The organism is Novipirellula galeiformis (genome assembly GCF_007860095.1).
GTDB classification, from domain to species: domain Bacteria; phylum Planctomycetota; class Planctomycetia; order Pirellulales; family Pirellulaceae; genus Novipirellula; species Novipirellula galeiformis.
Window position 1 is genome coordinate 217,092 of record NZ_SJPT01000007.1, and the last position, 19,442, is coordinate 236,533.

Consider the following 19,442-nt stretch of genomic DNA (forward strand, 5'->3'; position numbering starts at 1 on the left):
TCGTGTCCGATTGTGAAGCATCGCCTTCGCAATGGATAGACGGATCCATCGTTATCGAGAGAATCGCAGTGCCTGAGCCCAACGGAACGTCGCAACCGCGCCCCACCGCGATGCCGCCGACATCGGATCCTGAACCCACGATGCCGCCGACCTATGCCCGCAAACGCAGCCGACGCAAACTCGCCATACGAATTGTCAAGGCGTTGATCGCCATCGCCGTCATCGTGGGATTGGGGTTCACCGTGCGTTCGGCCGCCCAACAATGGCACAGCGAACGAGAACGTGTGGTCACCCAAATCGAGCAGATTGACTCGCGATTAGCCGCGTCCTCCACCGCGGATGCCCCCACCGCGGGTGAACGAACCTTACTCGCTCAGCAACGCCAAGCACTTCGTCACAGCATCCCCACGTGGTCAAACATCGGCTGGATCCCCATCGGCATCGCCGCACTGCTGTATGGAGCGGGAACGCTGATTTCCGGCATGGTTTTACGAGCTTGGCTATCGGTACTTGGCTACCAACCGCCGCTTGCACTCGTCCTCGCATCTCAAACGCTGGGGCATGTCGGCAAGTACGTGCCCGGCAAAGCGATGGTGGTGGTGCTGCGCGCCGGAGTCCTGGGCCGGTCATCGGTTCCCCTCATGCCTGCGACCATCGGGGTGTTTTTGGAAACCTTTATGATGATGGCTGTCGGTGCGACGGTGGCCGGCGTCGTGATCTCCACGTTGCCGGTGCCACCGTGGATGATCCTCGCGGCAGCCGGTGGTGCCATCCTGGCCAGCATTCCCACACTTCCACCGGTGCTTCAGATTGTGACCACGCGGTTGATGGATCGTCAATCAAGTCTAGGAAGCCATGCTTGGTTGGCCTGTGCCAAAGGCTGGGCGTGGTCGATCGTTTCATGGATCATGATCGGCGGTTCGTTCGCAATGATCGTGACCGCAATTCCCACCTCGGCTCCCCCTGAATCGGCCGCTCGGTTGTTGGCGATTGCGACCGCGTCGATCTCGCTGGCGATGGTCATCGGGTTTGCCTCGCTGTTACCCGGCGGTGCGGGGGTGCGTGAATTGGTACTGACCACGATCCTTGGATTGGTGACCGGACCGACCCATGCGTTGCTCGCCGCGATCTTGGCGCGGTTGGTGTTTATCGTGGTGGAATGCGTGCTCGCGATGATGGCGTGGTGCTACCTGCACTCTCGTTTTGCTCCCAAGCCCCTTTCCCCGGCTCCAGCGGTCCCCCCGGCTTGAACCGCGACTCTCACTCGCCCGCGGCCGCCCCAACCCACTGGGGCAAGAAGTCCCCCTTCACCACGTAAAAAACCGCTCTTTTCAGCAAGATTCGCTGGGAATTTCGCGGTCGATGCCCCGGTTTTCGCAACCCCGCAGTCCCATGGATAGCAAACCACCTACTAGGTAGAGTGCTCTTACTTCCCCTCCAACCACACAAACCAACGACTAGACTTGGCTTGGATTATGCTTAGCGTTCGTCCCACGCCCGTTAGGCTTCGCCCCGTTCCGCTCCCGCCTTCCCGTTAACGAGAACTCCGTTGTCTTCTCCCAGCGTCTCCTTTGTCATTCCGGTATTTGACGAAAGCGAATCCTTAATCGCGTTGCATTCGGCGATCCGTGAAGTTTGCGAAGTGCAATCGATCGATCGACAAATCATTTATGTTGACGATGGTTCTCGCGACGATTCGTGGCAGGTGATCGAGCAAATCGCGGCCGAGGACGCCTCGTGTTGCGCGATCAAATTGCGGCGCAATTTTGGTAAGGCCGCGGCCTTATCCGCTGGCTTTGAAACCGCCACCGGTGACATCGTGATCACGATGGACGCCGATCTCCAAGATGATCCCAAAGAGATCCCACGGTTTCTTGAGCAACTCGCCTCGGGATGCGATGTCGTCAGCGGTTGGAAACGCGTCCGACACGACCCTTGGCACAAAGTATTCCCTAGCCGCGTCTTCAATTGGCTCGTCAGCCGGATGACCGGCGTTCACCTTCACGATCACAATTGCGGATTCAAGGCGTATCGTCGCGAGATCTTTGACGAAGTCAAACTTTATGGGGAACTGCATCGCTTTGTCCCGGTGCTCTCGGCCGCCAAAGGATGGCGAGTTGGTGAGATCGAAGTGGAACATCACGCCCGAAAATTTGGCCATTCCAAATACGGCGTGTCGCGGTTGATCAAAGGTTTTTTGGACTTGATGACGATCTACTTTTTGACCGGCTATTCGGGACGGCCCCTGCACTTGATCGGGACCGCCGGAATGCTGTTCTTCACCACCGGCGGCTTGGGCATCGTCGGTTTATCAGCATGGTGGGTCCTCAGCCGGTTGAGCGAGTCGATCGACGTCCTGCATTTGCACGAGACCGCGATTTTCTATTACTGCATTGTCGCGGTGCTGTTGGGCGCCCAATTCTTGCTCGCCGGTCTGCTGGCCGAGCTAATTGTCTCGCTCTCGCGCGATACCAACACGCCTTATTGCGTTGCCAAACGCATTGGGGGTCAGCACACGAAGCCCTAATTCACTCCATTCGCCCCGCCCCAGGGCGGGTGGTCCCCAAACGACGGGCTAATGCTTCGTCTAGCCTCGGACTTGGAGTTGAAGCTATTAGCCGCTTTGGCGTTAGCCACGGTTCTGTCGCTAAAACCGTGGCTAACGCCAAACGGCTAACCCCAAAAGTAAAGTTTGACGCAGCACTAGCCCCAAACCATGGGCTGGCCGCGAACCACCCCCCGACGTTCCCCGCTCCCTTGAACCCATCCGCCCTCCGACGACTGTGATGCATAAAGACACGCAAGAACGAAAGAAACGTCGTACCGCCTACCTGCTATTGATCCTGATTGGATTGTCAATCGCCGCGGGCCGCATCGCCACCGTGACCAGCCGTGAAGGGGATACCGCCTTTCTCAGCGCAAACGATCGCAGTCGCTGGTGCACCGTGGCAGCTCTGGTCGAGGATGGGACTTACGAAATCGATCGTCAAATCGCCATCAAAGGCCTTAAAAATCGCACCCCTTGGAACACGATCGACAAGGTGCGTCATCGAGGCAGCGATGGCAAACTTCATTACTACAGCAGCAAACCACCGCTATTCCCCACGCTTGTCGCCGGAGTTTACTTCGTCGTCCATAGCGTGCTCCATTTATCGATGTCCGAGCACCCGATTTATGCCACGCGCATCGTGTTGATGTTAGTGAACCTGCCGCTGTTGGCGTTATTCTATGTTTGTACAATCGGGACGATCGAACGCGTTTGCGGCAATGCCTGGGCTCGACAATCGCTGGCCCTGGCGATCGTGTTTGGAACGATGTTGTTGCCGTTTTCGATGACGCTGAACAATCACTTGGTGGCCGCCGCCTTTACGGCGCTGACCTTGTGGATCTACCTATCGGCCTGTGAGAAATTGGATGACGCGATCACGGGCAGCTCCACCGTGGTGCCCTATGGTTGGTATTTTTTAGCCGGACTCGCCGCTGCCTTCACCGCAGCAAATGAACTGCCCGCCTTGTCAATGTTGGTGCTCTGGTTCGTCTTATTCGTTTGGATCGACCTCCGCGCACTGATCCCTTTCCTGGCCGGGATCGTCGTGATTGCCATCGGCTTCTTTGGAACCAATGTGGTGGCCCACGGCAGCCTGCGTCCCCCCTATGCCCATCGAGGCAATGGGGATTTGATTACCGAAATCGATGCGTCGCTTGATGCACTTCCCCACGAACAAATCCAGCGTGCCCTGGTCGAACGGACGTTGATCCAACCCACGCAAACGATCGTGGTCAAGCCATCGGATGAAGCGGGGCGGTGGAGCGTTCGCAGCGACGACGACCAACTCTTTTCGTTAACCCAAACCACCGCCGGTCTCTGGGCACTGCATTTCTGGGACGACTGGTACGAATACCCTAATAGCTATTGGCAAGAAGGGCGTCGGCGCGGCGTCGATCGTGGCGAACCCTCGCGACTCGTCTATTTCTTAAATATGACGGTCGGCCATCACGGCATCTTCTCCATTACCCCTATCTTCCTTTTGCTACCATGGGGACTCGTCCAAGGTCTGTCGAGGGGACCGCATGATTTCCGACGATTTACCTTGGCGGTGTTGATCGCCAGTGTCACCTGTTTGCTGTTCTACTTAGCGCGGCCCATGATTGACCGCAATTATGGGGGCGTTAGCTGCTGCTTCCGCTGGGTGGTGTGGTTCACTCCGCTGTGGCTCGTTTTGCTAGCACCCACCCTTGACCAGCTTGCCGAAACTGCCAGGGGACGTGGGATCTTCCACGCCATGATAGCGTTGAGCGTCTTTTCCGTCTCGACCGCACTCAACACGCCTTGGCAATCCCCGTGGATCTACCAGTTCTGGTCGTTTTTGGGCTGGCTCGGCAACTAAGCCTAGGACTAGTATCGCGGCTGTTTTCCCTCGCAATCGACAGCGTTTTGAGCGACTCGATCGAGGGATAATCGACACCCCTGGTACCGCACAGGCGTTCGCGATTGGCTGGCTCCCCTTCTGAAACGAACCCCAAAACGTCGAGTTCACTCTCGCGTTGGTTTTGGGCTGCGCTGATCACGGTTGCCTTTCTGACGACGATCCCCTTGCTGGCGCCCGACACGCTCGGTGAGCAAGCGCGTCGTCACTTGCTGAAAAAGCTACAAGACCACTACGTCGGGTTGGACGTCTCGATTGGTCGGGGGCGTTTCGAGAGCACGGTGGGGATCATCTTTGAAAACATTGTGATTTCGAATCCCACAGCGGTCGCCCGCCCGCTGCGTGAGATGGTTCGCATTGAACAACTCGTCGTGGTCGCCAACATTCACCCCGAGAAGTTGCTCGACAAGGAACTGCCGCTAACGACGAATCGGATCGCGATCTCAGGCTTTCATGCCAACGTGACGCTCGCTGAGGACGGTACCCCGTCCCTAAGTCAATTACTGCCACTCCCCAAACTGGGCCCATTGACGCCACGCATCGATGTCTTGCAAGCCAAGATCAATTTGTTTGATCCGTTGGCCAGCAGACGTCCCATTCGCGCAGAGATCGCCGAATTTTCGCTGACCAACACCGATCGCATGGATGGTGGCATCGACCGCACCATCACCGCGAAAGGGACGGGAGACTTTGCCAACGCATTTCAGTTCCAGTGGCAAAGCATCAACGACGCCAACGACATTCGTTGCTCGGTCCGTGGCGCGAAAATCAATCGCGATCTGTTTGATCGAATCCCCCATGCCCTGCAACAACCGCTGCTCGACGCGCGTGGCTTGGAGTGCATCGGTGATTTCTCTTGCTCGCTCTACCAAACAGTCGGTCGCAGTTGGAACTACCGCGTTCGCTCGACCATCCATGAGGGACAATTCACTCATGCAACCTTACCCAAACCGATCACCAACCTGCGTGGCGTGATCGTTGCGGATCCTCAGGCGGTACGCATCGAAGCGTCGCAGGCGTCATTGGGCGAAGCGGTGGTTCGTGCGAGTGGTGAGTTTCGCGGCACGCAATGGCCGCTCGACGCGGATCTAAAGATTGCCACCACTGGGCTGCTATTGGATGATCAAATATCCGCGATCCTGCCAACCGCGGCACGCAAAGGTTGGGATCACTTGCAACCGCACGGTCGCATCGATGTCAAAGCCGACCTAACATGCCGCTCAGGTACCTGGGACGCCAGCGCGGAGGTGACCTGCAAAGGCGTGGATATCAGCTACGAGAAGTTTCCTTACCCAGTACGCCAACTGGTCGGACGAGTCGACATCCGCGGTGGCATCGCATCGAGTGAGTCACTGACCGGACGTCTGGATAGCCGCCGGATGCAATGCGCATTTCGCCTTCCGATCCGTCCAGGAATCACCAACGAGAAAACCTTCGTGATCGCTGCGGATGGGCCGGTTGCCATCGACAGCACTCTCATCAAGGCACTCTCGCACCGCGGTGCGCCTCAGTCGAAACTGGAATCGTTCGTCCGTTCTTTGCGGCCTCGCGGTTCGCTGCATCTGGCCAGTGCAATGTTTGGCACCGACGCCAGCGGACGCACGACCCGCCAACTCGATCTGCGGATCATCGACGGCCACTTACGCTACGAGAAATTTGCCTACCCGCTGTACAATGTCGATGGTCGTATCGAAATCAACGAGGATGTTGTCCAGCTGACCAATTTCCGAGGCCTCAGTGCGAATTCAGGCGTCGTTCGCTGCGAAGGAACGTACCGTATCCCCAAACCGTCGCCCGATCCCAAATTGTTTCGCATCTCGGATTCCGGCAGCGGCATTGAGGTGCCCCCTCAACTCGCATTGACGTTCCAAACCACGAACATCCCGATGGACAATGCGCTGCGAACCTCGCTGCCGGAATCGGCTCAGCACATTTGGGATTCGGTCGCCCCCGGTGGCGTCTTGGATGAAGCCGATGTGACGGTGATCCAGCACGAGCGTTCCGACCCGCTGCAGATTGATTTGACGGCGCGACAACTCTACGCCAACCAGATCAGTAACCGCTCGCTTAGTTTACGTCCCATGTCGTTGCCGTACCGGATTGATATCAGCAGTGGCACGGTTCGCTACGATGGCTCAAAGGTCTACATCGACTCGCTCAACGGACAACACGCTGCGTCACGATTGGCTGCGGACGGATTCTGTGTTCAAGGACCGAGCGGACGCTGGGATTTGACGCTGAACTTGAAAGGCGGCAGTCGGTTGAATCCTGATGCGGAATTGATCAGCGCGTTGCCCAACGAAATGCGTGAAGCGATGCGGCGGTTGCAATTGCGAGGTCCGGTCAGCGTTCGCGGCCAAACGAAAATCACGCTCCCCGATGCGGATCACCTCGAACCGATCATCCACTGGGACGTCGCCTTGCAGCTTGAGGGGAACCGCATCGGCGACGTCGGTCCCGTCCATTCGCTGCGTGGCGAGATCTCCGTCATCGGCAGTCGCGATGACCAAGGGATTCGCGCTTCAGGCGACGTGCACATCGATTCGATGCACATCAATGATCTGCAAATCACCTCGATCCAAGGCCCGTTCACGGTCGTCGAGGATGACTTGAAACTCGGGGTGCGAAGCGACTTCGCCCGCTCATCCTTGCTCGCCACCCAACAAGATCCTCGCAACGGATCGGCTCCACGCTCCATCCAAGGCCGAATTTTTGACGGGGTGATTGAATTGCGCGGCGATTTGCAATTGTCCTCCGGCGGTTTCGACGTCGATTTGGCGGTGCGTGACGCTCAAGTACCGACGATCCTGGCTGACTTCGGTTATGTGGACAACGAGATGCGCGGCTTGTTTTCTGGCGACGCTGCACTCGAAGGCAGTCTGGGGACCTTAGAATTCCTGAAGGGATCCGGTACCGCCAAAGTCACCAAAGCGAACATCTACCAACTGCCGATGATCGTCCAAGTGCTCAACCAACTTCGCATCAAACCGACCGAAGATGTGGCCTTTACCGACGGCACCGTCCAATTCAGCGTGTTCGGCGATACGATCAATTTCAATGAACTGAAAATGTGGGGCGATTGGGTTGCGTTGGATGGGGGAGGCTCGCTCGATGGACGGCACGAACTTGACCTGTCCTTCAATTCACGCGTCAGTCCCCAGAACGCGTTCACGCAAATCATCCGTCCGCTACGAGGGGAACGGTACACGCTTTGGACGATCGACGTGAAAGGCCCGCTCCACGCGCCGACCATCCAGCGACGAGCCTTCGAAGGGGTCGGCGAAACCCTGGAACGTTTGATCCCCACGATGAACAACGCCGCCCCCGACACCGATCCCTCCGACTTGCACGACGAAAAAGCGGCGCAGCAACCTGCGCGTGGCGCGGGAAACTGGTTCCGCTAAACTAGCGGTCTTCCTTGGCAAACCGTTCTCCCCCCGATGCAATTCCATCCTCCGACGCAAACGAGGTCAGCGAGCATGCACGTCAACCCAACCTCTGCGGCGTCATCGATCGCCGGAACCGCTCGCGCGGCCGCGCGCGGAGGCGAAGCCGATGCACAGAACGCCGAAGCCACGCAACGACACGCGACCACGGAAAATCCCGGCGGTAAAACGGCCGCAACCAGCGCGATCGACTCCAGCGAATCGACGCACGACCGCGGCGGTGATGGTCGGCAAATGTACGATAGCTTCGAACAATCCAAAGAACACACGCCCCCCGAACCGCCACCGGAGGAAACAACCAACGCCGAACACGACTCCCACGACCACGACCTACAGGCGCCCTCGACTCCCCAAGAGCCACCACCGCATCTTGATTTCAACGCCTGAGCAAGCGGCGAGTGCGGTGCCGAAGCTGGCGTTTGGTGCTCGCCGCTTTCACCCCAATTTCGAGGTGAAACGAAGCACGAAGCACCACTCGACTCTTACTCCTAATCGGCTCCCGTTGGTTCCGGTCCCGCGAGGTTGATAGGTGGACCGCAGTTGCCGTAGCTGGCTGCGAACTCAACGGGCTGCGGACTCAACGGGCTGCGAACTCATGGCACGCTGCCTCACCGGCCCCAGTAAACGATCGCGTAACCGATCACTCCCAACAGCAGTGCATAATACGTAAACACCAACAGCGTTTTACGGATGATGGTCCCTTCTTTGCCGACCAATCCAACCACGGCCGACGCGGCAACCACATTGTGGACACAAATCGTATTGCCCGCCGCACCTCCAACCGCTTGCAACACCACGATCCAAACCGGATCCACCGCGAGCATCTCGCCGACATTGAATTGAAACGACGAAAACATCATGTTGCTAATCGTATTGCTGCCGGCAATCGCCGCACCAAAGCCTCCAATGAACGTGGCAAACACCGGCCAAGCCTCTCCGACGGTGTTCTTGACCCCTTCGGCCAACGCGATCGGCATCGACGCGTAGCCCGCGTCTCCGTTGGCGCTGTTGATAAAGACTTGCACCATCGGCACCGTAAACACCAACGCAACCGACGCTCGAAGAACCGTGCGAAACGATTCGCCCCAAGCACGCGAACACGATGCGGCATCGATACGCTGAGTGAAAACGGAGATCATCGATGCGATCACAAACACGGTCCCCGGCAAATACAGCGGCCGAATGACTTCCGAAATGCGGGTGCCAAAAATGTTCATCACCGGCACGCTAAACGACTTCACCCATGCGACGGGCGAAACGTCCAACCCCGGCAACGAATCCAACCGCGTGACGACCAACAACACCGCCACGATCACGTAAGGAGACCATGCGTTGATCAGCCCGATCGGCTTGGCAACGCGTTCGCCTGGCTGCTGCAACGACGCCTGCTGCGTTAAATCTTGCTCGGTTGAATCTCGCCCCGACCAATCGCTGTCCCATTTCGTTTTCTCAGGAAACTCCCAAATCGCCTCGGGCGGGGGCATCAAAAAACCAGCCTTGGCCGCGGGCACGACAATCGCCAACCCACATAAACCTCCAATCAACGAGGGAAATTCAGGCCCCAACAACCATGCCACTACGACATACGGAATCGTCATCGCAAAGGCCGCAAACAAGGCAAACGGCCAAATCGCCAGCCCCTCTTTGAACGAGCGATTCTCGCCAAAGAATCGAGTCATCAACCCCACCATCCACAGCGGAATCAAAGCTCCCGCAATCGCATGCAACACGGCGACGCGTAAGCCAATCAAGGACAACAATGATGCGCCGTCCACAAAGTCGTGACTTTGCGCAAAGCCATCGATCGTCCCTTCACCGGCCAACCCGGTGCCGACGCCAATCAAAATCGGCGTGCCAACGGCGCCGAACGAAACGGGAGTACTTTGAATCACGACTCCCGCGACCACCGCCGCCATTGCCGGAAACCCGAGACCGACCAATAACGGTACCGTCACCGCAGCGGGAGTTCCGAAGCCTGCGGCGCCTTCGATAAACGAGCCAAACAACCAAGCGATAATGATCACTTGCACGCGACGATCCGGCGAGATGTCTTGGAACGTCTTACGAATCGTTCGCAGCGCCCCGCTCTTGCGAAGCGTGTTGAGCAGTAAAATGGCCCCGAAGATGATGTACAACAGCTCCGCGGCAACGATCAATCCCTTGACCGACGCGGCGGCAACTTGGGTTGCATCGACCTGCCATACAAACAACGCCAAGCCGCTCGCAACCAAATACGCCAGCGGCATCGCACGGCTGGCGGGCCAACGCAACATGACTAAAAACACCGCCACCGTAACGATCGGAAGCAACGACAACGACGCCAGCACTTCATCATTCAAAACGCTTTATCCAATCAGTCGAAATAAGCGGGGGACCATGAGCGGGGGACGCAGCGGACCTCGATCCGCGGGCTCCCCGGGCCTTGGGCACCCTGGGCACCGCGGCGCGGTATCTGCGGTGCCGCGGGTTCCGCAGTGCCGCCCCAATTTAAACTACGCGATGGCGTCGATGTTGCCGCTGACTTTCGTTTCGCCCCACTTCGCCGCAATCATCACACTATTGATGCCCGATCCGATCCCCAACATCGCGACTTGATCACCGCGGACCAACTCGCCTTGCTTGGCCGCTGCGGCTAAGGTCAACGGCAACGCCACCGAGCCGGTGTTCCCTAGAAACGGAAACGTCACGCTGTCGCGCTGGGGTGCAAGCCCCATCGCTTCCAACATCGCCACGCGGTGACGTGAACCGACTTGATGGCAAACGCTGCGTGTGATTTGATCCCGCGTCCAAGTCGACTCCGCTAACAAGCGATCAAACGCGATCGCGCCGGTGGCAATCCCTTCGGCCATCAAACGTTCCGAATCGGTATCCATCAGCGGCGTCATCCCCGCACCGGCCGAATCTTGGTCACTGCGACACAAATCGTGGAACTCAGTCCGCGCTTCGGCGATCGCCGTATCCAAGAACGTGCGTGAATCGGTATCCGTTGACATGCCCGATCCCACCACATCGCGATGTGCCAACAACCACGCACAACTGCCCGAACCAATGGTCAGCGAAGCGAAGGCCGGTTTGACACTCTGGCGCGTGAGCGCGACGTCAGCATTGAGCTGGGCGATCGTCTGCTCCAACAACGGTCGGCTGTTCTCGGTCCCCACCACCACGCCGGCCTCGATCATGCCGGCTTCGATCATCATCGCGATCTGAACCGCTCCGTTCATCACTCCCAAACAGGCATTCGAAACGTCGTAAACCCAACAACGAGAGGGAAGCCCCAATTCATGGTGAACCCGCGACGCGGTGGCCGGCTCTAGAAAGTCGCGACAAACACTCGCATGGATCAAACAACCGATTCGCTCTGGCGCGATCCCGGAGGCTTCAATCGCTCGGCGGGCACTGCGCACACTCGGCTCGCTCGGCATCGTCCCGGCGGCCCAAACACGTCGCTCGTTGATCCCACTCATCAAGGCCAAGCGGCCTTCGGGCAGTTTTAAACGTTCATAAAGGGGTGCCAGACGCTGCTCAATGGCGTCGCTGGTCCAAATTTCTTCGGGAATCTCCGTACCGATCGCATCGAGGCAAACGTTGCTGAATCTCACGCTCAAGTCCTAAGTCGTTGGCTGCATTGGTGTTGGTGCATTTATACCGGACAAACTGACGGCTGAATAGGATCACCCATTCGGGCGGGAACCCGCTCGTTGCTAGCAATCGCGACCTTTGCTAGCACCGCATGTAGTGCTAGCGGCCACCAATTCGCTCTAGCTAGAGAAAAGGCTTTGACCTAGCCGATTGGAACCCTAAATTTTCGCCGCACAGGAGTGACACGTTGTGTGTCGCACACAGCGGTAAATGAACGACGGGGTTGTCGCCACAAAACAAGGATCGTCACCGGAACTTGTTTCACTCGACATGTCCGAAAGTCACGATGGGTTGGACGCCAAGATGGCACTCACTGACATCGCAAAAAATCCTTGTCTTTTCATCTTCTCTGAATTGTTTACCGCTGTCCCAAGTTGCGAAACGATTTTTGCAACGCATTTTACATCACTCGCGATCTTCGAAGAGGAACTTTCGGATGACGTGTAAGCCTTTAATCGGCATGAACGCCGACTTTCGTGCTGCCGCTCGTAACGTACCCGCCTACAGTTACATCGCAGCAGGATACTTTCAATCGGTGATCGCAGCGGGAGGGATTCCTGTCATTCTGCCACCGATGGACGATGCGAGTTCAATTCGAACCGCAATCGAAAACCTCCACGGATTCATCATGATCGGCGGAGCCGACTTGGACCCTCGAAATGATGGCTTCATGTTGCATCCTTCGGTTCGTCCGTTGGATCCCGTTCGCGAAACCAGCGACCGTTTAATCATCGCAGAATTGGCCGAGCGTCGCGTTCCTGTCTTGGGAATCGGCACTGGCATGCAACTGTTGAACGTCCACCAGGGCGGAAACTTGTTCTTGAACATCAAAGAGGACCTGCCCAACGCAGTGCCTCACCACGACGCTCACGATCCCAACCATCGCCACACCTTGAACGTCGAAAGCGACTCCTTGGTCGGTCGCGTTTATGGCGATGGCGAAATTCGCGTCAGCAGCCGGCACCATATGGCGATTGACGAAGTCGCTCCTGGATTCCGCGTCACCGCACGTTGCCCCGATGGGGTGATCGAAGCGATTGAAAGCGAAATGATGGACTGGTTCGCGATCGGCACCCAATTCCATCCTGAATGTGGAGCCGCTTCGGCGCTGGATATCCGCATTTTCGAAGAGTTTATCGACGGCGTTCGCGAGCGTGCGAATCAAGAAGATCTGCGACTCGTTGCTTAATGCGACCTCCCGATGTGACGCGTTTGCCCTCGATCACAAAAGCGAGGGGGCACATTCACCTCCATCGGGACACAAACGAACAACACCTGCCCGAGTTGAACCACAGGGATTCGTGGCTCAGACGACAGGGTGTTTTGTTACTTCCATCTACGCCGCAGAACGAACGGATTCTTGTTTTGCGGCTTGGTGAAATGGAAATAGCGAGAAGACACAAGGACGGAGGATCAGAGGGAGATTGGAAACCAAAACATTGCCGCACCGGAAACTTCAACCGACGCACGGATTCGCGTTGACAGGACAAGAGGTCTTGGGGTTGAGACGCAAGGAGCAACGATGGCAATCGTCGACCAGGATGGACGGCGGATCAAGCTTGGAAGCAACGATCGTGATGGCAGAAGATTGAGCTCAGATCAAAGAGTCAGGGTTGACTAACAATTGAGGCCGGGCGTGCATCGAGTTGAAGCACGCCCGGCTTCTTTTTTGCGCCGATGCCAAGACCCGCTATGAACCGGAGACCGCTATGAACCTGGGGCCGTTATGAACCTGGGACCGTTAAGCAGGTAGACAAGAATCATTTGGCGATAGTCCAGTGCCATCTACATTGGCCCCATGAGGGTGTTGTTTTTACGCAAGTTCCGACGGGCCGAAGGTCCAGCCGTTTACCTAGCCCTGGCCCAACGTAGCGAGCTTGCGAGCGAAGTGCAGGCCAGAGATCCTCGGCCCCACACCTCTGGTCCCCGCCCGCAGAGAAGCCGCTGGATTGCTTGCCACGGATCTTGTGACTCCAAAGTAGATGACATTTGGCAATAGCCCCCGGTTAACGGATGCGAACCGGACGCTAGCTGGTGGCGGCTGATACAGCCAAACGCTGCTTAGACGCCGAACCACCATTTGCCGATCCCCAACCACAGGGGAACGAGCAGCAAGCCTGCGATCGAGGTCGACAACACCACTCGCAATGCCGTGGAGGTGTCACGCCCGTAGAGCCGCACCAACACGATTGGAAACACCGCTGCGGGCATCGCCGCTTCGAGCATCACGACCTGTTTCATGTCGAGCGGCATTAAGCTCGTGAAGGTCGCGATCAGCGAGGCCACCGCCAGCATCATTAGCGGCAGCACGAATTGACGAATTCCGATCGCCCAACAAACCACCCGGCCTGAACCCGACCAGCTCGTTTCCCGCAAATAGTCGACGATGATTGCGCCACTGAGCAGCAACCCCATCGGGATCGCACATTCGCCCAGCATCTCGATCGCACTGAGGCACGAATGGGGAACCAACGTTTCGAGCCCAAAGCGACGCATCAAACCGGTGACCACCACCGTCACCACCGGGGCACTCAATACCGAGCGTCGCCAACCGCTGCCGGTTGCCCCCGCGATAATGGCGATCCCCACGCTCCACAGCGCCATATCGACGCCAACGTTATGCAGAATCAAATCGACTTCGGCTTCGGGATAAAACCGCTGTGCCAAGGGCAGCGGGATGTAGCCGTAGTTACAGATCCCGACGCAAAGTGCAAACGTGCGTTGCTTCGAATCGCTATCCAGCCCGATCCAATGCCCGAGCGAGCGAGCGATTCCAAACGCCAGCAAGAATCCGACGGCGGTGCTCGCGAAGCCAAACGCCGGTGGAAACCATGCCGCAGAGAACTCACTGAGCTGATCGCTGGCCAAAATCCGGTTCGCGAACAGCGCCGGCAGCAGCACTTTGGCGGTCAAATTGGCGAGCGACTGGTCCGCTTCCCGCGTCAACCAACCGGTTTGCCGGCAGGTCGCGCCGATACCGATGACAAGAAAAACGCCCAAAACACTGGAAATAATCGGCCATAAATCAGAAAACATGGGGCTGGCATCTACCCCGCGGGGCATCGTGATCGAGGAAAGGCGTCAAAATCCGAACCCCAGTAGACCGTCAATCAGATTTTTGGACCACAGGACTTTGACTCTCGAGGGCCGGACAATACAATGGTGACAACGCGAGCGAAGTGGCTCGCCCCCATCCATCCCCGACCATCGGTTCTGGAGGTGTTCGATACTTGTTGTCGATCGACCTACCCGCTTTCGCCGAAGTTTGCGTCAGGATTCTCCTTCAAGAGCCTCGGTAGCGGAGTAAGAAAATGTTAATGATGTCGATGTTTATGGAAAGTGCGGTTTTGGCTTTCGGTTTCCCCGGACTCCCCGAACTGATGATCGTGCTCGTGATTGCACTGGTCCTATTCGGTGGCGCCAAGCTGCCAAGCCTGATGCGAAACCTCGGACGCAGTGCGAACGAATTCAAACGTGGCATGGCAGAAACGGTGGATGAGGAAGAGGAAGAAACCAAATCGCCAAGCGAAAAGGCGTAGCCATGTTTGGACTATCACCATTTGAGTTGATGGTGATCGGCGTCATCGCAGTCGTGTTGTTTGGTGGCAATCTTCCTGAGGTTGCCCGCAAATTTGGCAGCAGCTACCGCGATGTGCGTCGCACTCTCAACGATGTTCAACAACAATTTCGCGAGGCGGAATACGAAGCGAAACGCGCGTTGACATTGGACACCCCCGCCGCCAACAAGCTGGACGAACCCGAGGATGAGCCCGCCGAGCCAGCGGCTCCGAAGTTCAAACCCCCGGCGTAAGGCCCGAGTGGGTCAGGCGAGCCCGAGTTTGCCAGGCGAACGAGTTTGCCAGGTGAAATTGGGTAGCGCCACAAAAACCTCCACGTTCGGCTCGCAGCGATTGATTCGCTACGAGCCTGTTTGGCCTTCGGCAATGCCTTAGGTTGCGTCGGTTTGGCCCGCTGTCGATTCCACCCGAATCGGTCGCGATGAAAGAGTAAAAGATCAGCAGGCTAACCACTGGATTCGATTTGCGAAGCCGGTTACGCTTTGTGTCATGTCGTCAGTGCAACGCGATGACGACAGAAAAATTTAGGGCGATTGGCTCAGTTGGTTAGAGCGATGCTTTCACACGGCATAGGTCACTGGTTCGAATCCGGTATCGCCCACTCTCTTTAGTTCTGGTTGTTAGCCAATCCAGACTATCCGGCAAGTTGCCGTGCACCCCACGTTCAATGGAGTTTTTCGGTACTCATTACCGAAAACTCCGTAGGCAGGGGAAAGCACGCCACGTCTACGACTGGCGTCGCGTTGCGACGATCTCGATCAAGTCCAGCACCCAAGTCTTTCGTTAGGTTGCCGCGGCCTGCCCCCAGCAGTACGATAGCCGCACCATGACGATTCCGATTGAGCCGCTCAGCCCCAGCATCCTGGCAATCATGTATTTCGGAGATGCCGTGTTTGCGATCAGCGGAGCATTGACGGCCGCGCGATACAAAATGGACGTGCTGGGGTTCGTGTTGATCGGGACGATTACCGGGATCGGTGGCGGTACGATCCGGGACCTGTTGCTGGGACGCACCGTGTGGTGGACTCAGGATCCGACCGAGCTGATCTTATGTGTGGTCGCATCGCTCGCCACCTTCTTCTTGATTACCAGCGACCTCACGCGGCGCAGGGGAATGGCTTGGTCCGACACCCTAGGGCTCGCGGCATTCAGCGTGGTTGGCTGTCACATCTCACTCCAATTTGGATCGCCGTTTGTCGTCGCGGTGTTCATGGGCATGGTCACCGCGACGGGAGGCGGCGTTCTGCGCGACGTGCTGAGCAACACGCAACCGATGATTTTGTGCGGCCAACCCTACGCTACCGCTGCGCTGCTGGGCTCGTTGAGCTACGCGAGTCTTCGACACTTTGGTTTTACTCTCGTTCCCTCCGAGATGGTGGCATGCACCGCTGCGTTCGCACTGCGTGCCTCGGCCATTCTGTTCGATATCCGCATGGGGCCGCCCGGACAATTCCTGGCATTTGGAAATAACCCCAATCATCCCAAACCATGACGGCATAAGCATTTGTTAACTTTCATGTAGCTACCGTCGCCAGACGGTGGACCTTCATGTAGCTACCGTCACCAGACGGTGGACTTTCATGTAGCTACCGTCGCCAGACGGTGGACTTTCATGTAGCTACCGTCGCCAGACGGTGGACTTTCATGTAGCTACCGTCACCAGACGGTGGACTTTCATGTAGCTACCGTCGCCAGACGGTGGACTTTCATGTAGCTACCGTCGCCAGACGGTGGACCTTCATGTAGCTACCGTCACCAGACAGTGGACCTTCATGTAGCTACCGTCGCCAGACGGTGGACCTTCATGTAGCTACCGTCGCCAGACGGTGGACCTTCATGTAGCTACCGTCACCAGACGGTGGACTTTCATGTAGCTACCGTCGCCAGACGGTGGACCTTCATGTAGCTACCGTCACCAGACGGTGGACCTTCATGTAGCTACCGTCGCCAGACGGTGGACCGCGTTCAACGCGAACGCAGCTACGGTTTGAAGCCCACGTCATTTTTCAAAATGCACGAAGAGGCTTGTGACCGAAAAGACGCCACGTTTCCGCCTGCACCCGTGACCGACGTTCCCAGCAGCGTTTAATCGACGGGTTCCCCGCTCGTCTCAAGCACGACCTCGAGCGGCCCCTGATGGTCGTCGGTCTTCCAGTAGGTGTGCCGTAGCGGCAGCGAAAATTGGATGCCATGCTTGTCGAATGCGTCGCAAATGGCGAGATTGATTTTTTCATTGAACGCCATGAATTCCCAGTAATCGGCCGCCGCGTACCAATACACGATTCGGATCGCAAATGCACTCGGCGTGATGTCGCTGAAGTAGACTCGGGTTGCGTATCTCGGATCCAATTCGTCGTGGTTTTCTAGCAGCGCACGGATGCACTCGATCGCGAGCTTCACCTTGTTTAGAGAGGTGTCGATTGGAATGTGCAGTTCGCTCGAGCGGCGAATGAACTCTCGTTTGGCAATGTTCTCAATCTCCGCGTCGGACATCTGGTCGTTAGGGATTGAAATCAGCGGTCCCGACAGCGTGCGAATTTTGGTGCTGCGTAGACCAATCTCTTCGACGACTCCTTCGTGCCCCTTGACCACAATCCGCTCGCCGACGCAGTACGGTTTGTCAAGCAGGATGCTGACGGTGCCGAACAGACCTTTGATCAGACCTTGGGCGGACAATGCGATTGCCAAGCCTCCGATCCCCGCACTGGCAATCAACGTGGTAATGGGGAATCCGAGATGGCGCCCCCCTTCGAGAAACACAATCACCGCCGCTGCGATGCCGAGCACCCGGCAAATCAGACGGATCAAATTGGCGTCCAAGCCTTGGGGCGCAATGTGCGGCAAGGCAATGATCGTCTCGGCAATGCGACTGCTGCTGCGGACAATCAAAACCAGCACCGCCAGCAGGAAAACAACGTCGGCGGAAAAGTTCACGATGTAAATTGCCGTTCCACGGACCGTCAAATATTCCCACGCCACGTACTTGAACGCGACCGGAACGAGTAACGCCAGCAACGGAAAAGTCAAACTCAACCAATAACCGACCAGACTGCGATGGCGAACACGCTCGCCGTGAGTTCTGGCCACGCGAAATGCAAAGAACATCAGCATCAAGCTCAGCGGAATCGCGGGCAGCACACTTACCCACTGCCAAATCGCCATGCCCAAAAGTCGCTGTTGAAACCAAGTCGGCAACGTGTCGACGATCGCCGCGACGGTGGGATTTCCAGGGCTCGAAAGCCACCAGTGATAAAGACCTGCGGAGACGGCCGGTGGGATTCGCCGATAGGGTAGCGAGGCCAGCTTCTCGAAGAACTCGGGGGCCCGGTCCACCGTCTCCGCTGAAAACAGGAATTCGCCCCGACGCGGTCCTTCGTCGATTTTTGTTAAAACGATTTGAGTGCCGGGGACCTGCCAACGCACCAGCGAGTCCGCTCCATCGGGGGTGTCGACCGATTCAATACCGGGAATTGCTTCGGCGGGCGGTAACGGCACCCGGTCCAAGACTTCCTTCAGACAAACGGCGGCTTCGGCATCGAAGTAGTCGCGAGCGTAATCGGGCAATTGACTCGTATCGAGACACGAAATGATCTTCGCCCCAAGTCGATCGAGGTCAGGATTACTGCGGTCGAAATGCTGCTCTCGCCGGATCGCTTGGTGAAGTTCGTTACAGGAATTCAAGAACAAGTTCAACGTGCCGCGTGGGCTCGATGTATCGCCCGATCGCATGGGCGTCTGCTTAGTCATTGTGACGTAAGCATCGTGAAGCCCTTTGGATACCGCACGTCCACCGCTGCGATACGGTAACTCCTTGACCATGCGATAGTCTTGAGCAGCCCGCCGCACTGTGCCCGGCGTAAACAGATAGGCGTTTCGATTCGGTCCCAATTCCATTCGAGCGATCGCGATCCGCGTGTGAGGAATCTGCCAACGCAGTAGCGGTTCGTCTTGATCTAATTCCAATCCGATGCCCCCGGGGACCTCATTCTCCGGCGGCAACTCGATACGATCGAGCACCTCCTTTAGGAACAGTGCCGAATCGATGCCCGCCGTGCTCCTCAGGTCGGCGGGCAACTCGCTCAAGTCAAGGCAATCGAGCATTCGCTGAGTCGTAGGCAGAAGCTCGTTCGCACGCTCCACTGAAAACGACGGGTCGCTGATCAAGTCGTACAGCTCGTTGCATGCGTCAATCAAACCATTGAGCGTCGCTGCGGGACTGGAAGTATCCGAAGGTTGCAACGGATGCCGAGCGGCTAACGTTTGCGAGCTTGCCGGCGACGGCATTACGGCGATCCCTATCAACACAAACGCAGCAACGGCCCGAGTACACTGGATCACAATCGACATCAATG

14 protein-coding genes and 1 tRNA gene are annotated in these 19,442 nt (G+C 57.3%); 11 read left to right on the top strand and 4 right to left on the bottom strand.

What is annotated here, in order from left to right; translation table 11 throughout:
• Positions 1–68: 68 nt before the first annotated feature.
• From Pla52o_RS19030 to Pla52o_RS19050, 5 genes are all read left to right on the top strand, one after another.
• A complete protein-coding gene (locus tag Pla52o_RS19030) occupies positions 69–1,250 on the top strand; it encodes a lysylphosphatidylglycerol synthase domain-containing protein (protein WP_197169361.1) in 1,182 nt (393 codons plus the stop codon).
• A gap of 299 nt (positions 1,251–1,549) precedes the next feature.
• The gene (locus tag Pla52o_RS19035; RefSeq protein WP_146596213.1) at positions 1,550–2,527 is read left to right on the top strand and encodes a glycosyltransferase family 2 protein; all 978 of its coding nucleotides are present in this window, start codon (positions 1,550–1,552) and stop codon (positions 2,525–2,527) included.
• 259 nt (positions 2,528–2,786) lie between these two features.
• Positions 2,787–4,388 carry a hypothetical protein gene (locus tag Pla52o_RS19040; protein WP_146596214.1) on the top strand — a complete coding sequence of 534 codons (1,602 nt, stop codon included), beginning with the start codon at positions 2,787–2,789 and terminating at the stop codon, positions 4,386–4,388.
• Between the two features lie 104 nt (positions 4,389–4,492).
• The gene (locus Pla52o_RS19045) at positions 4,493–7,831 is read left to right on the top strand and encodes an AsmA-like C-terminal region-containing protein (RefSeq protein WP_146596215.1); all 3,339 of its coding nucleotides are present in this window, start codon (positions 4,493–4,495) and stop codon (positions 7,829–7,831) included.
• 75 nt (positions 7,832–7,906) lie between these two features.
• Entirely contained in the window at positions 7,907–8,260 is a 354-nt protein-coding gene (locus Pla52o_RS19050) for a hypothetical protein (protein WP_146596216.1), read from the top strand.
• Positions 8,261–8,481: 221 nt separating this feature from the next.
• On the opposite strand, the gene Pla52o_RS19055 is transcribed toward Pla52o_RS19050, so the two are convergent.
• Positions 8,482–10,212: an L-lactate permease gene (locus Pla52o_RS19055; protein ID WP_146596217.1), complete on the bottom strand. Its 1,731-nt coding sequence runs from the start codon at positions 10,210–10,212 to the stop codon at positions 8,482–8,484.
• 153 nt (positions 10,213–10,365) lie between these two features.
• A complete protein-coding gene (locus Pla52o_RS19060; RefSeq protein WP_146596218.1) occupies positions 10,366–11,472 on the bottom strand; it encodes a 3-oxoacyl-ACP synthase III in 1,107 nt (368 codons plus the stop codon).
• Positions 11,473–11,782: 310 nt separating this feature from the next.
• On the opposite strand from Pla52o_RS19060, the gene Pla52o_RS27060 reads away from it, so the two are divergent.
• Together Pla52o_RS27060 and Pla52o_RS19065 are read left to right on the top strand one after the other, a co-directional pair.
• The gene (locus Pla52o_RS27060; RefSeq protein ID WP_197169362.1) at positions 11,783–11,959 is read left to right on the top strand and encodes a hypothetical protein; all 177 of its coding nucleotides are present in this window, start codon (positions 11,783–11,785) and stop codon (positions 11,957–11,959) included.
• Positions 11,949–12,701 (top strand): gamma-glutamyl-gamma-aminobutyrate hydrolase family protein, encoded by a 753-nt coding sequence (locus tag Pla52o_RS19065; protein WP_146596219.1) that lies wholly within the window; start codon positions 11,949–11,951, stop codon positions 12,699–12,701. Before Pla52o_RS27060 ends, Pla52o_RS19065 begins: the two co-directional genes overlap by 11 nt.
• 872 nt (positions 12,702–13,573) lie before the next feature.
• On the opposite strand, the gene Pla52o_RS19070 is transcribed toward Pla52o_RS19065, so the two are convergent.
• Positions 13,574–14,548, bottom strand: a complete 975-nt coding sequence (locus tag Pla52o_RS19070) for an AEC family transporter (RefSeq protein WP_146596220.1) — start codon at positions 14,546–14,548, stop codon at positions 13,574–13,576.
• Positions 14,549–14,829: 281 nt separating this feature from the next.
• Between Pla52o_RS19070 and tatA the strand changes: the two genes are divergently transcribed.
• From tatA to Pla52o_RS19090, 4 genes are all read left to right on the top strand, one after another.
• The gene (gene tatA, locus Pla52o_RS19075; RefSeq protein ID WP_146596341.1) at positions 14,830–15,051 is read left to right on the top strand and encodes a twin-arginine translocase TatA/TatE family subunit; all 222 of its coding nucleotides are present in this window, start codon (positions 14,830–14,832) and stop codon (positions 15,049–15,051) included.
• A 2-nt stretch (positions 15,052–15,053) separates the two neighbouring features.
• A complete protein-coding gene (locus Pla52o_RS19080; protein WP_146596221.1) occupies positions 15,054–15,323 on the top strand; it encodes a Sec-independent protein translocase subunit TatA/TatB in 270 nt (89 codons plus the stop codon).
• Positions 15,324–15,617: 294 nt separating this feature from the next.
• Positions 15,618–15,691: transfer RNA gene (locus Pla52o_RS19085), tRNA-Val, on the top strand.
• A 225-nt stretch (positions 15,692–15,916) separates the two neighbouring features.
• Positions 15,917–16,582 carry a trimeric intracellular cation channel family protein gene (locus Pla52o_RS19090; RefSeq protein WP_146596222.1) on the top strand — a complete coding sequence of 222 codons (666 nt, stop codon included), beginning with the start codon at positions 15,917–15,919 and terminating at the stop codon, positions 16,580–16,582.
• 593 nt (positions 16,583–17,175) lie between these two features.
• Here the strand turns inward: Pla52o_RS19090 and Pla52o_RS19095 are convergent.
• On the bottom strand, positions 17,176–19,437 hold the full coding sequence (locus tag Pla52o_RS19095; RefSeq protein WP_146596223.1) for a mechanosensitive ion channel family protein: 2,262 nt from the start codon (positions 19,435–19,437) through the stop codon (positions 17,176–17,178).
• Positions 19,438–19,442: the final 5 nt, after the last annotated feature.

What these genes read in the sequence shown, in the direction of transcription:
- Pla52o_RS27060 (WP_197169362.1), top strand. Translation starts at nt 11,783, where the DNA reads ATGTCCGAAAGTCACGATGGGTTGGACGCCAAGATGGCACTCACTGAC.
- Pla52o_RS19070 (WP_146596220.1), bottom strand. Translation starts at nt 14,548, where the DNA reads ATGTTTTCTGATTTATGGCCGATTATTTCCAGTGTTTTGGGCGTTTTT.
- tatA (WP_146596341.1), top strand. Translation starts at nt 14,830, where the DNA reads ATGATGTCGATGTTTATGGAAAGTGCGGTTTTGGCTTTCGGTTTCCCC.
- Pla52o_RS19080 (WP_146596221.1), top strand. Translation starts at nt 15,054, where the DNA reads ATGTTTGGACTATCACCATTTGAGTTGATGGTGATCGGCGTCATCGCA.
- Pla52o_RS19050 (WP_146596216.1), top strand. Translation starts at nt 7,907, where the DNA reads ATGCACGTCAACCCAACCTCTGCGGCGTCATCGATCGCCGGAACCGCT.
- Pla52o_RS19065 (WP_146596219.1), top strand. Translation starts at nt 11,949, where the DNA reads ATGACGTGTAAGCCTTTAATCGGCATGAACGCCGACTTTCGTGCTGCC.
- Pla52o_RS19040 (WP_146596214.1), top strand. Translation starts at nt 2,787, where the DNA reads ATGCATAAAGACACGCAAGAACGAAAGAAACGTCGTACCGCCTACCTG.
- Pla52o_RS19095 (WP_146596223.1), bottom strand. Translation starts at nt 19,437, where the DNA reads ATGTCGATTGTGATCCAGTGTACTCGGGCCGTTGCTGCGTTTGTGTTG.
- Pla52o_RS19090 (WP_146596222.1), top strand. Translation starts at nt 15,917, where the DNA reads ATGACGATTCCGATTGAGCCGCTCAGCCCCAGCATCCTGGCAATCATG.